Origin of the sequence: Pseudonocardia oceani (assembly GCF_019263585.2) — a bacterium.
GTDB lineage: Bacteria > Actinomycetota > Actinomycetes > Mycobacteriales > Pseudonocardiaceae > Pseudonocardia > Pseudonocardia oceani.
The window spans coordinates 5,669,522-5,681,251 of the sequence record NZ_JADQDF010000001.1; the positions used below are offsets into that span (position 1 = coordinate 5,669,522).

Sequence of the window (11,730 nt, forward strand, 5' to 3'; positions counted from 1 at the left end):
ATGAACACCGTCGCGCAGGACCTCCGGCCGGGCCTCCGGGACGCCGTCCCGTGGTTCGGCACCCTCGCCCGCCTCGTGCTCGGCATCGTGTGGATCGTCGCGGGCTCCGCGAAGATCACCGACCTCGAGGCGTCGGTCCGGGCGGTCCGGGCCTACCGACTGCTGCCCGAGGCGCTCGCCCAGGTCGTCGGGGCCGGGCTGCCGCCCGCGGAGCTCCTGCTGGGGGTGCTGCTGGTCGTCGGCCTCGGGGTGCGGGCGTCCGCGGTCGTGTCGGCGCTGCTGATGGCCGCGTTCGTCGTCGGCATCGCCTCGGCGTGGGCGCGCGGGCTGCGCATCGACTGCGGCTGCTTCGGCGACGGCGGCGAGCTCGCGGCGGGGGAGGACCCGGCCTACGGGTGGGACCTGCTGCGCGACGCCGCGCTGCTGGCGCTGTCGGTGGCGCTGGCCCGGTGGCCGCGCGGGCGGTTCGGGATCGACGGCGCGCTCGATGCGCGCCGGGAGCGCAGGGACCAGGAGGAGCAGTGACGGCGAGCAGGACGAAGCAGGTCGTGACCCGCGGAGGGCCGGGCGTCGGGACGGTGCTCGGGGTCGTCCTGGTGGTGTTGTTCGCCGGGGCCGTGGGCGTCGGGGTCTACCAGTCGCAGCGCAGCGCGGGCGAGGTGCGGGTTCCGCCGGGGGCCACCGCGTCCGGCGTCGTCGTCGGGGCGGACGCCGCTCCGGTCACGCTCGACGTGTACCTCGACTTCCAGTGCCCCGCGTGCCGGACGTACGAGGAGCGGTCCGGCGCGACGATCGACCGGCTGGTCGCCGGCGGCGCGGCCCGCGTCGTCTACCACCCGGTCGCCTATCTGAACCGGTTCTCCAGCACGCAGTACTCCAGCCGCTCGGCGGCCGCGTCCGGCTGCGCGGCCGAGGCCGGGGTATTCCCGCTGTTCCTGCGGCTGCTGCTCGCCGGCCAGCCGGCCGAGGGCGGCGACGGCCTGCCCGACGAGGCGCTCGTGGCGCTCGGGGAGCAGGCCGGCGCCGGGCCGGGGTTCGCGGCGTGCGTGGCCGAGGACCGGTACGCGGGCTGGGCGGCGGGCCTCACCGACGAGGCGTCGCGGGCGGGCATCACCTCCACCCCGACCGTCCTGGCCGACGGGCGGGAGATCGACCGGACCGACGCGGCGCTGCGGGCGGCGGTCGGGGGCTGACGGGTCCTCAGGCCGTCCCGGTGAGCCGGGCGTAGACGACGATGTTGTCCTCGTAGTCGCCCGTGCCGCCGTCGAACTCGCCGCCGCAGGTGATGAGGCGGAGCTCCGCCCCATCGACGTGCGCGGCAAGCACCGCGGGCCCGACCTCGCCCGGCGCACCTTCACCGTGTCCTGCCTCGTGGCCGCCGCCGCGATGCGGAGTCGCATGGTTACCCCTCCGTCGATGCAGCGGAGAGTGTTACAGCGGTGACTGCACGGAGTCGGCAGGCGGTCGGTCCTGCACGACGAGGGCCAGGACGGCGATGTCGTCGTGGGCGTGCTCGCGGCCGACGAGCTCGGCCATCACCGCCGCCGTCACCTTCTCGGCGGCGTCGGCCCGCACCGCCCGGCGGAGCAGTTCGAGGCCGGTGTCGATGTCGGAGTCCCGGCGCTCGACGAGGCCGTCGGTGTAGAAGCAGACGGCCGCGCCCGCGTGCAGGTCGACCTCGACGACGTGCCGGGGGAGCGTCGCGTCCACGCCCAGCGGCAGGTCGGGTCGCAGGTCGAGGACCTCGGAAGCCCGGCCCGGGCGCGCAATCACGGGGGGCGGATGGCCCGCGGTGGACACCCGCAGCCGCTGGCGGCACGGGTCGAGGACCGCGCACAGCGCCGTGGCCAGCGTCGACGGCTCGAAGAACCGCACGTGCTGGTCGACCCGGGCCAGCAGCTCGGCCGGGTCCTCGACGTCGAGCGCGTGCGCGCGGAACACCGTGCGCAGCCGACCCATCGTGACCGCGGCGGGCAGGCCGCGTCCCGCGACGTCGCCCATGACGATGCACACCCGCCCCGAGGGCAGCTCGAACACGTCGTACCAGTCGCCGCCGACCTGGCCCTCGCCCGGCACGTAGCGCGCGTCGAATCCCAGGCCCGGGACGGGCGGGAGCGCGGCCGGCAGCAGGCTGCGCTGCAGCGCGGCCGCGGCCGTTCGCTCGGCCTGCGAGCTCCGCGCCCGGGTCGCCAGCGCCACGCGGTCGGCGACGAGCTGGAGCAGGCCCGCGTCCTCCTCGGTGAACCGCCGTGGCGTCAGCGTGCCGACGTGCAGCACGCCCAGGACGTCACCCTCGACGAGCAACGGCACCCCCAGCAGCGACCGGATGCCGCGACGCACGAGCAGCGGGTTGTGCACGGTCGCCGGGGTGACATCGTCGAGGATCACGGGCTGCTTCTCAGCGGCGATCCGGCCCGCGAACCCCGCGCCGAGCGGGATGCGCACCCCCTGCTGCACCTCCTCGTCGATGCCCTGGGCCGCGGTCGCGATGAGGTGCCCGCCGGAGGGGTCGAGCAGCAGCACCGCGACCGTGTCGACGTCGAGGACCGCACCGAGGCGCGTGACCAGCGCCCGCAGCAGGTCCTCGACGCTGAGGTGGCCGAGGTCGCCGTCGAGCAGCGCTTCGATCCGGCGCATCCGCTCGAGGTCCTCGCGGGGCGCGGACGACATGGCGGGCAGCCTAGCCACGGTCGGGGGATCGGCCGGGTCTCCGGCGCGCGGGCGGTCGCGCCCACGACTATCTTCTTCCGTCGAGTGGACGCCGAGCTCGAGGAGCAAGCACCGTGCCGCCGATGAAGGATGTCGACGGGGACGTCGACACGCTGTCGACCTCACGCAGCGCCCGCTTCCAGTCCCGGTACCTGCGCGAGCGCGCGCGGGACGCGGTGGCGCGGGCCGAGGTGCTGCGGTCGGAGACCAGACGACTGTTCGCGCGGTCCTGGTTCGGCTCCCACCCGGCCGGACGGACCTGACGGCTCGCCGGCTGGCAGCCGGGCAGCCGGGCCGCCGGTCAGACGGCGCAGGAGCCGTCCGTGCAGGTCGCGCCGTCGGCCGACCTGGCCGGGGTGAGCACCTGCAGCGGGTGCGACTCGGCCCAGGCCGTCTGCAGCACCTGCAGGAGCTGGTCGGCGGGCTGGGCACCGGAGACGCCGTAGGTCGCATCGACGACGAAGAACGGCACGCCGTTGATGCCGTAGGCGCGGGCCTGCTGCTCGTCGGCGCGCACGGCGTCGAGGTAGCGGTCCGAGCCGAGCACCTCGCGGGCCTCGGCCTCGTCGAGCCCGGCCTCGGCGGCGAGCCGGGCCAGGGTGTCGTGGTCGCCGATGTCCTCGCGCTCGCTGACGTACGCGCTGACCAGTCGCTCCTTGACCGCGTCCTGGATCCCGCGGTCGTGGGCGAGGTGGATGAGGCGGTGGGCGTCGACGGTGTTGCCGCCCCGGGCGTCCTCCAGGTGGAACTCCCAGCCCTCCTCCGCCGCGGTCGCGGTCATGCCGCCGATCATCTCGCGGGCCTTCTCGACGGACGTGCCGTACTTCCCGGCGAGGTGCTCGACCAGCGTCCCCTCGCGCTGCTGCGGGGCCGTGGGGTCGAGCTCGAAGCTGCGCCACCGCACGGTCACCTCGTCGCGGTGCGGGAAGCGCGCGAGGGCGCTCTCGAACCGGCGCTTGCCGATCGCGCACCAGGGACAGACGACGTCGGACCAGATCTCCACCTGCATGCCGCCCTCAACCGCCGGGTGGCGTGGAGTGTTCCTGGGGGGTCGGTGAGCTGGCCCCGCCCGACCCGGTCCGCCCGACCCGCCCGGTCCGCCCGACCCGCTCGACCGTCGGTCGCGGGGGTCTTGCCGGTGATCGTCGGGAGTGTGACGCCAGGGTCGTCCGGAGGGCCGTGGTGGTGCGGTCCCGGTGATCATCGCCGGCCCGTCACCGGCGCCCGCCACGACACCACCCCGACGATCACCCGAACAGGGTCCTACCGTTCGGCGCGGCCTCACAGGCCCGTGACACTGTGAACATCGGGCTGGCCCTACCGTGTGCCCATGCACGAGGAACTGGGTGCGGGTGTGCTCCCTCCGCCCGACCCCGCAGGCGGTATCGGCGTCATCGTCCCGTTCGACTTCGCCCTCGACCGGGAGCTCTGGCGATGGGTGCCGGAGCCCGTCGAGCTGCACCTCACGCGCACCCCGTTCGTGCCGTCGCCGGTCACCGCGGAGATGGCGCGGGCGATCAGCGACCCCGAGCCCGTCCGCTGCGCCACGCGCGACCTCCTCGTGCCCGGCCCCGGCATCGTCGCCTACGCCTGCACGTCGGGCAGCTTCGTCGACGGCGTCGCGGGGGAGCGGGCGCTGCTCGACGTCATGCGCGACGCCGGAGCCCCCCACGCGCTGACGACGGCGGGCGCGCTGGTGTCGGCGCTCGGGGCGGTCGGGGCCACGCGGGTCGCGATCGTCACCCCCTACGTCGACAGCCTCACCGAGCTCCTCGGCGCGTTCCTCGCAGCCCACGGCATCTCCTCGACGTCGGCGGTCGGGCTCGGGCTGCTCGGCCAGATCTGGCGCGTGTCCTACGAGGAGGTCGTCCGCGCGGTCCGCGCCGCCGACCGCCCCGACGCCGAGGCGATCTTCATCTCCTGCACCAACCTCGCCACCTACGACGTCATCGCCCCGCTCGAGCGCGAGCTCGGCAAGCCCGTGCTCACCGCCAACCAGGTGACGATGTGGGCCGCGCTGCAGGCCATGGGCGTCTCCGCGAGCGGGCCGGGGCAGCGACTCATCTCCCGCGACGCCGCGCGCGTGCCGCACCTGCGCGCCGTCCCCGACCCGTCGCCGCTGCTGCGCCGCTCCGGCGGTTCGGCCTCCCTGCACCGCGTCCGCGTCCGGCTGCCCGACGAGTCGGGTGCGCTGGCCCGCCTCGCCGACGCCGTCGCCTCGGCCGGGGGCAACATCCTCGGGCTGTCGGTGCACGGGCAGGACTCGAGGTCGGTCGTCGACGAGCTGATCGTCGGCGGCGCGTCCGACCCCGAACTGCTGGCCGGGTCGGTGCGGGCGGCCGTCGGGCGGGCGGCGGGGTCGGTGCTGGTCACCGAGGCCGACCCGCACGATCTCGTCGACGGCCAGACCCGCGCGCTCGACCTCGCCGCGCAGGCCGTGCAGAACGGCGACCCCGCGGCGGCGCTGGCCGCGCTGTTGCACGCCGACTCCGTCGAGACCGTCGACGAGGAGCCGGTCACCGAGCCGCACGTGCTCACCGTCCCGGCCCCGGCGGCGCAGGGCTGGCTGGTGGCACGGCGGTCGTGGGCTCCGTTCACCGTCACCGAGACCGCGCGAGCGGAGGCGTTCGTCCGGGCCCTGCTCGCGCTGACGCCGGTGCCGCCGGCGCTCGACGCGCCGTGAGCCTGCCTCCCGACTGGTCGCAGTGGCGCGACCGCGTCGACCTCGACGGCTACGACGAGCGCTGGGCCCGCATCGAGGCAGAGGGCGGCAACCCGCACGGCGAGGCCGACTTCGTCCGCTCCCACAATCCGCGCTCGGTGCTCGACGGCGGCTGCGGCACCGGGCGCGTCGGCATCGAGCTCGCGCGCCACGGGATCGGTGTGCTGGGCGTCGACCCCGACCCGGACATGATCGCGGCCGCCCGCGCCAAGGCGCCGGAGCTGGAGTGGCTGCGCCTCGACCTCGCCGACCTCGACCGCCCCGAGCGCTTCGACCTCGCCGTCCTCGCCGGCAACGTCGTCCCCTACGCGGAGCGCCGCGCCGAGGTCGTGGCCGCGTGCGCGCGGCACCTCGTCCCCGGCGGGCGGCTCGTCGCGGGGTTCCAGCTGCAGGAGGGCTGGCCGACGCTGGCCGAGTACGACGCCTGGTGCGTCGCGGCCGGGCTCACCCGCGAGGGCCGCTACGCCTCCTGGGACCGCCTGCCCTACGCCGGCGGCGACTACGTCGTGACCGTCGACGTCCTCAGGGCCGGCGGATCCGGATCGGGCCCTTCGCGGTGGACGGGTCCACCACCCGGCCAGCCTGGGTGATCACGACCTCGCCCGCATCGACGAGCCGGCGCGCGGCGCGGCGGGCAGGCTCCATCAGCTCGCGCCACCCGTCGGCGTCGACGCGCCGGGCGGCCTCGGACGGGCAGATCGTGCCCGTCCGCGTCGCCAGCAGGTCGGTGATCGCGGCCTCCAGGCGGCGGTCGACGTCGGAGACGCCGCGGCGGCGGCACGCCGCGGAGCAGTAGCGCACGGAGTCCCAGTCGCGCTCCCACTTCTTGCGCCAGGTGATCCGCCGCCCGCAGGCGGCGCACACCTTGTCCTCCGGGGTGCTACGCACGGGCGCTCACCGCGGCGTCGAGGGCGGCGCGCATGGCGTCGACCGGTCCGGGCCGCCCGGTCATCAGCGCGACCTGCGCGACGGCCTGGTGCAGCAGCATCTCCAGCCCGCTGACGACCCGCGCCCCCGCGGCCTCCGCCGCCGCGGCGAAGGCGGTGGGCCAGGGCGCGTAGACGACGTCGAGCACGGTGCCCGCCGCGCCGGTGACGCCGTCGGCCGCGCCCTTCGGCAGCGTGCTGACGACGACGTCGGGCGCGTCGAGGTCGAACCCTTCGCGGATCCGCGGGGCGACGCCGAGCCGGTCGGCGGCGGCGCGCAGGTCGGCGGTGCGGGAGGCGTCGCGCACGCGCACCTCCACGTCGTCGACGCCCAGCTCGCGCAGCGCCGCCAGCGCCGCCTGCGCGGTACCGCCCGCGCCCAGCACGACGGCCCGCCCGCGCACCGGCCCGAGCGCGGCGACGATCCCGGCGACGTCGGTGTTGTCCGCGAACCACCCGCCGTCGCGGCGCACCAGCGTGTTGGCCGCGCCGGTCGACGCAGCGAGCTCCGACACCGTCGAGGCGACGTCGAGCGCGACCCGCTTGAGCGGCATCGTCAGCGACATCCCGGCCCACTCGGGCCCGAGCCCCGCCACGAAGCCGGCCAGCTCCGGCTCGGTGCACTCGTGGCGGCCGTAGCGCCAGCCGTCGAGACCGAGCGCCGCGTAGGCCGCGGTGTGCAGGACGGGTGAGAGCGAGTGGGCGACCGGGGAGCCGAGGACGGCAGCGCGCATCGCCCCAGGCTAGTGCCGTCCTAGCCGCGGAACCGCTCGACGTGCACCGTGCCCCCGTCGAACCCCCCGGCGGCGGCCTCGATCTGCGCCACCGCCACCGGCGCCATCGAGCAGCCCATCCCGTACTTCGCGCGCACGCGGGCGTCGGCGATGCCCATGGCCTCGCGGACGCGGTCGACGAAGTCGGCGACCGGGTAGTCGTGGCCCGCCTCCAGGTACTCGCGCACGATCAGCGAGGGGGAGTAGTAGGTCTGGTGCGACCCGTCGGGCCACCGCACCTCGAACAGCATCTCCGGCACGCCGGCCACGCTAGATCGGCGACGTTTCCGGCGTGTGTCAGGCTCGCCGCATGGGGACGGTGCTGGTGCTCGGCGGACGTAGCGAGATCGGGGTCGAGGTGGTGCGGCGGCTCGCCCCGGGCGCGACGGTGGTGCTCGCCGCCCGCCGGGCCGACGACCTCGACGCCGAGGAGGAGACGGTCCGTGAGGCGGGCGCGGTGGCCGTCGACCGGGTGGAGTTCGACGCCGACGACCTCGCCGCCCAGCGCCCCGTCCTCGACGCCGTCCTCGCACGGCACGGCCGGCTCGACACCGTCGTCGTCGCGTTCGGGGTGCTGGGGGAGCAGGCGCGGGCCGAGCGCGACGCCGAGCACGCGCTGGCCGTCGTGCACACCGACTACGTCGCCCACGTCGCCGTCCTCACGCACCTCGCGTCGCTGCTGCGCGAGCAGGGGTCGGGCGACCTCGTGGTGTTCTCCTCGGTCGCGGGCGCGCGGGTGCGCCGCGCCAACTACGTCTACGGCTCGGCGAAGGCGGGGCTCGACGGCTTCGCCTCCGGCCTGGCCGACGCCCTGCACGGCTCCGGCGTGCGCCTGCTGCTGGTGCGTCCGGGGTTCGTGGTCGGGCGGATGACCGAGGGCATGACGCCGGCCCCGTTCTCCTCGACGCCCGCGCAGGTCGCCGACGCCACCGTCCGCGCCCTGGCGTCGGGGCGCGGCGAGGTGTGGGTGCCCGCGGTGCTGCGGCCGGTGTTCGCGGTGCTGCGCCACGCCCCGCGCGCGGTGTGGCGGCGCCTGCCGCGCTAGAGGGCGGAGGCCCAGACGGCGTAGAGCGGGTCGCCCGGCGTGCCCGGTGGTGTGCGCAGCGCGCCCGTGACCTGCCCGAACCCCTCCGACAGCGCGAAGAAGGCGTGGACGATCTGCAGGTGGGTCTCGTCGTCCGACGCCAGCCAGCCGCGGATCGCCTTCGTGGGGAAGCAGCGGTTGGAGAAGGTCACGACGAACCGCCCGCCCGGGCGCAGCACCCGTGCGACCTCGCGGAACACCGCGACCGGTTCGACGAGGTAGTCGACGGAGACGCAGCACGTGGCGTCGTCGAAGGAGCCGTCGGCGAAGGGCAGGACCGGGTCGGTGTTGAGGTCGTGGACGACGTGCGCGGCGAGCAGCGGGTTCGCCGACAGCTCCGCCTCGTTCATGCCGAGGCCGACGAGGCGCCGCGGCGGCGCGGTGAAATGCGAGATCCACGACGAGCACAGGTCGAGGACCTCGCCGTCGAGCCCGAGCTCCGCGTACAGCGCGCCGACCGCCGCGATCGCCCGGTCGTCGATGTGGGTCACGAGGCGCGGCGGACCGTAGAAGTCGGTGTCGGGGGAGGGGTCGGCGCGGTCGAAGAAGCCCGGCGGGAACACGGCGTCGGTCACGGATCGACGGTAGGCGGGTGGTGAGTGGGGCGCGCGACGGGCGGTCGGCGCGCGGTCAGGTGCGCGTCAGCCGGGGGTTCAGGTCGTCGGCGGTCGGGGTCGCGCCGCCCTCGATCCGCCGGGCGAGGGCGTCGGCGTGGGCGGTGAGGCCGGGCAGGTCCAGGCGCGCGGGGGCGTCGCCGACCCAGCGGCGGACGTGGTCGGCGCCGCGGTCGAGCAGGGCGACGGCCCCCCGGGCGTTGCCGCGCTGGGCGTGCGTGAGGCCGACGGCGACCTGCGCGAGACCCCGCCACAACCCCCGCTCCGCCTCGGGCGCGGCCTTCCACGCCCCCTCCAGCACTTCGTGCGCGCCGAACGGCAGGCCGGCGTCGAGCAGGCGCTGGGCCTCGGCGACGGCCTCGTCCGCGGTGAGGACCAGGTCCTCGGGCACCCGCTCCACCCCGTCCGCCCCGTGCGGCAGCGGCCGCCCGGCGGCGTCCCGGGGGCGGGCGTTGCGCGCCCGCCCCGCCTCGTCCCGGTCGCGTGCGGTCATCGGACCAGGGTGTCAGCAACGCGGCGCGACCACCGGACGGGCGCACCACGGGCGAAGGGTGGCGGTGGGCGTCGAGGGGTCGTGCAGAGGCTCACGACCGCGGTGCCCCCGGTGCGATTCGAACGCACACTGGGTGGGTTTTGAATCCACTGTCTCTGCCGGTTGGACTACGGGGGCGGCGAAGGTCACGATAGCGGGTGGCCCGATCGCCCCGGATCACAGCAGGCGGCCTCTGTCGGGCCGATACCCTGGACGCTTCCGGTTCCACCCCCGTCCGGTGTGAGGAGATGCCCGGTGACCCAGTCGGTTTCCGAGGAGAGCAGCCCCGTGGAGGCCACCGCACCGGTGGTCGGCCTGCGCGTGCTGGTGGTCGAGGACGAGGCGCTGATCCGCCTGGACCTCACCGAGATGCTGCGCGAGGAGGGCTACGTCGTCGCGGGCGAGGCCGGTGACGGCGAGCAGGCGGTGAAGCTCGCGCGCGAGCTCTCGCCCGACGTCGTGATCATGGACGTCAAGATGCCGAAGGTCGACGGCATCGCCGCGGCCGGGGAGATCGTGGGGGAGCGCATCGCGCCCGTCGTCATGCTGACGGCGTTCAGCCAGCGCGAGCTCATCGAGCAGGCGCGCGACGCCGGCGCGATGGCGTACCTGGTCAAGCCGTTCGCCCGCCACGAGCTCGTGCCGGCGATCGAGCTTGCCGTGTCGCGGTTCTCGGAGAAGAAGGCCCTGGAGGACGAGGTCGCGACGCTGACCGACCGCCTCGAGACCCGCAAGCTCGTCGACCGGGCCAAGGGCCTGCTGATGAGCCGCCAGTCGATGTCGGAGCCCGACGCCTTCCGCTGGATCCAGCGCACGGCGATGGACCGCCGCACGACGATGAAGGCCGTCGCGGAGGCCGTGGTCGAGGGGTTGAACCCGCCGCGGGCCTGATCTTCCCTCACGCACGGCTACGCACCTGATCACGGTGCGCGATGTCCGAGTTGCGGTCCGGTAAAGGACGGCGGGGGGGTGGTGACGGGCCGTCCGCGGTCCGTCTAACGTCCCCGTCGCTTCCCACAAGGCGGGAGCGCCGTGGCGGTCGGGCGCCGCGAGATCGAAGTCGTGCAGTACGGAAGGACATCACCATGAGTCGGAGGCGCGCAGTCGTCACCGCCGCGATCCTCGCCGGGGGCCTCGTGCTCTCGGCCTGCGGTACGAACCGGGAAGAGGGTGGCGGCGCCGCCGGAGGTGCCTGCGACACGAGCAAGGGCACGCTGGTGGTCGGCATGGTCGCTCCGCTGTCCGGCCCCCTGTCGGCCCTGGGTCTCGGGATGCAGAACTCGGCCGACCTCGCGGTCGACCAGGCCAACCAGAACTGCACCGTGCCGGGCTACGCCCTGCGCCTGCAGGCCGAGGACGACCAGTCCCAGCCGGCCATCGCAGCCAACGCGGCCACGCGGCTCGCGTCGGACCCCAACGTCGTCGGCGTCGTCGGCACGCTGAACTCCTCGACCGCGCAGACCGTGCAGCCGATCCTGCTCGAGCGCGGCATCGTCCAGATCTCCCCGGCGAACACCAACCCCACCCTGACCCAGGGCGAGGCCTACGAGACCGCGCCGGCGCGGGCGTTCTCCAACTACTTCCGCGTCGCCACCACCGACGCCGTGCAGGGCCCGTTCGGTGCCCAGTACCTGGTCAACACCGCCGGCAAGAAGCGCATCGCCGTGATCGACGACGGCAAGACCTACGGGGCCGGCCTCGCCGCCGCCTTCGCCGCCGAGGCCACCCGCCTGGGCGCCGAGATCGTCTTCACCGGCAAGGTCGGCGAGAACGACACCGACTTCTCCGGCGTCGTCACCCAGGTCCGTGCCGCCACCCCGGACGCGGTCTACTACGGCGGCGAGTACCCCGCCGCGGGCCCGCTGTCGGCGCAGATCGCCCAGGGCGGCCTGGACATCCCGGTCATGGGCGGCGACGCCCTGATCAACGCCGAGTACGTCCCGCTGGGCGGTCGCGTCGGCGACCTGGGCACCAGCGTCGGCGCCCCGGCGGAGGACCTGGACAGCGCGCAGCAGTTCATCACCGACTACGAGGCGGCGAACTACGTCGAGGGGTTCGAGACCTACGGCGCGCTGACCTACGACTCCACGAACATCATCATCAACTCGCTGGTCACGGCGCTGAACGGCGGCGACTGGTCCGAGGACACCCGCGCCGCGGTCGTCGAGGCCGTGCAGGCCACCGACTACCAGGGCGCGGCGGGTCCGGTCACCTTCGACGAGTTCGGTGACACGACCAACAAGCTGCTGACGGTCTACACGGTCGAGGGCGACGCCTTCGTGCCGCTGGAGACGGGCACCTACGAGGGCTGACCTCCGGGTCAGTCGGTGAGCGACCCCGACCAGGGGCCGCACTGTTCGAGCCGAGCGG

The 11,730-nt window shown here is 74.9% G+C and carries 15 protein-coding genes, 1 tRNA gene and 1 pseudogene; 8 read left to right on the forward strand and 9 right to left on the reverse strand.

The window, feature by feature from the left end; all coding sequences use genetic code 11:
• Positions 1-525, forward strand: a complete 525-nt coding sequence (locus I4I82_RS28405; RefSeq protein ID WP_218591313.1) for a MauE/DoxX family redox-associated membrane protein — start codon at positions 1-3, stop codon at positions 523-525.
• Positions 522-1,193, forward strand: coding sequence for a DsbA family protein (locus I4I82_RS28410; protein WP_218591312.1), 672 nt, complete (start codon positions 522-524; stop codon positions 1,191-1,193). The genes I4I82_RS28405 and I4I82_RS28410 overlap by 4 nt, the downstream gene beginning before the upstream one ends.
• Positions 1,194-1,200: 7 nt before the next feature.
• Here the strand turns inward: I4I82_RS28410 and I4I82_RS34570 are convergent, their stop codons facing one another.
• Positions 1,201-1,326: a class F sortase gene (locus tag I4I82_RS34570; RefSeq protein ID WP_267460546.1), complete on the reverse strand. Its 126-nt coding sequence runs from the start codon at positions 1,324-1,326 to the stop codon at positions 1,201-1,203.
• A 105-nt stretch (positions 1,327-1,431) separates the two neighbouring features.
• Positions 1,432-2,670 (reverse strand): PP2C family protein-serine/threonine phosphatase, encoded by a 1,239-nt coding sequence (locus tag I4I82_RS28415; protein WP_218591311.1) that lies wholly within the window; start codon positions 2,668-2,670, stop codon positions 1,432-1,434.
• A 122-nt stretch (positions 2,671-2,792) separates the two neighbouring features.
• On the opposite strand from I4I82_RS28415, the gene I4I82_RS28420 reads away from it, so the two are divergent.
• Positions 2,793-2,972 (forward strand): hypothetical protein, encoded by a 180-nt coding sequence (locus I4I82_RS28420; protein WP_218591310.1) that lies wholly within the window; start codon positions 2,793-2,795, stop codon positions 2,970-2,972.
• Positions 2,973-3,010: 38 nt separating this feature from the next.
• On the opposite strand, the gene I4I82_RS28425 is transcribed toward I4I82_RS28420, so the two are convergent.
• Positions 3,011-3,718: a DsbA family oxidoreductase gene (locus I4I82_RS28425; RefSeq protein WP_218596237.1), complete on the reverse strand. Its 708-nt coding sequence runs from the start codon at positions 3,716-3,718 to the stop codon at positions 3,011-3,013.
• A 321-nt stretch (positions 3,719-4,039) separates the two neighbouring features.
• Here I4I82_RS28425 and I4I82_RS28430 point away from each other — a divergent pair.
• Together I4I82_RS28430 and I4I82_RS28435 are read left to right on the forward strand one after the other, a co-directional pair.
• Positions 4,040-4,771 (forward strand): annotated as a pseudogene (locus I4I82_RS28430) (maleate cis-trans isomerase family protein); the annotation flags it as partial.
• A 617-nt stretch (positions 4,772-5,388) separates the two neighbouring features.
• The gene (locus tag I4I82_RS28435; protein WP_218594132.1) at positions 5,389-6,021 is read left to right on the forward strand and encodes a class I SAM-dependent methyltransferase; all 633 of its coding nucleotides are present in this window, start codon (positions 5,389-5,391) and stop codon (positions 6,019-6,021) included.
• Here the strand turns inward: I4I82_RS28435 and I4I82_RS28440 are convergent.
• The 3 genes from I4I82_RS28440 to I4I82_RS28450 are packed head-to-tail and all read right to left on the reverse strand — an operon-like array spanning position 5,954 to position 7,381.
• On the reverse strand, positions 5,954-6,319 hold the full coding sequence (locus I4I82_RS28440; protein WP_218594131.1) for a DUF2256 and DUF3253 domain-containing protein: 366 nt from the start codon (positions 6,317-6,319) through the stop codon (positions 5,954-5,956). The two genes, I4I82_RS28435 and I4I82_RS28440, sit on opposite strands and share 68 nt — an antisense overlap.
• Positions 6,312-7,091 (reverse strand): shikimate dehydrogenase, encoded by a 780-nt coding sequence (locus tag I4I82_RS28445; protein WP_218594130.1) that lies wholly within the window; start codon positions 7,089-7,091, stop codon positions 6,312-6,314. Before I4I82_RS28445 ends, I4I82_RS28440 begins: the two co-directional genes overlap by 8 nt.
• A 20-nt stretch (positions 7,092-7,111) precedes the next feature.
• Positions 7,112-7,381, reverse strand: a complete 270-nt coding sequence (locus I4I82_RS28450; RefSeq protein ID WP_225922428.1) for an MSMEG_0570 family nitrogen starvation response protein — start codon at positions 7,379-7,381, stop codon at positions 7,112-7,114.
• Positions 7,382-7,440: 59 nt separating this feature from the next.
• On the opposite strand from I4I82_RS28450, the gene dprE2 reads away from it, so the two are divergent.
• Complete coding sequence (gene dprE2 / locus I4I82_RS28455) at positions 7,441-8,175, forward strand: decaprenylphospho-beta-D-erythro-pentofuranosid-2-ulose 2-reductase (protein WP_218594128.1); 735 nt, start codon at positions 7,441-7,443, stop codon at positions 8,173-8,175.
• Here the strand turns inward: dprE2 and I4I82_RS28460 are convergent.
• The 3 genes from I4I82_RS28460 to I4I82_RS28470 all read right to left on the reverse strand — a co-directional run bounded on the left by I4I82_RS28460 (position 8,172) and on the right by I4I82_RS28470 (position 9,498).
• Entirely contained in the window at positions 8,172-8,789 is a 618-nt protein-coding gene (locus I4I82_RS28460; protein WP_218594127.1) for a class I SAM-dependent methyltransferase, read from the reverse strand. The genes dprE2 and I4I82_RS28460 overlap by 4 nt on opposite strands.
• 55 nt (positions 8,790-8,844) lie before the next feature.
• Positions 8,845-9,321, reverse strand: coding sequence for a DUF309 domain-containing protein (locus I4I82_RS28465; protein WP_218596238.1), 477 nt, complete (start codon positions 9,319-9,321; stop codon positions 8,845-8,847).
• A gap of 103 nt (positions 9,322-9,424) precedes the next feature.
• Positions 9,425-9,498: transfer RNA gene (locus I4I82_RS28470), tRNA-Leu, on the reverse strand.
• Positions 9,499-9,648: 150 nt separating this feature from the next.
• Between I4I82_RS28470 and I4I82_RS28475 the strand changes: the two genes are divergently transcribed.
• Both I4I82_RS28475 and I4I82_RS28480 read left to right on the forward strand, forming a co-directional pair.
• Positions 9,649-10,251 carry an ANTAR domain-containing response regulator gene (locus tag I4I82_RS28475; protein WP_226370449.1) on the forward strand — a complete coding sequence of 201 codons (603 nt, stop codon included), beginning with the start codon at positions 9,649-9,651 and terminating at the stop codon, positions 10,249-10,251.
• Between the two features lie 194 nt (positions 10,252-10,445).
• On the forward strand, positions 10,446-11,672 hold the full coding sequence (locus I4I82_RS28480; protein ID WP_218592518.1) for a branched-chain amino acid ABC transporter substrate-binding protein: 1,227 nt from the start codon (positions 10,446-10,448) through the stop codon (positions 11,670-11,672).
• Positions 11,673-11,730 lie beyond the last annotated feature (58 nt).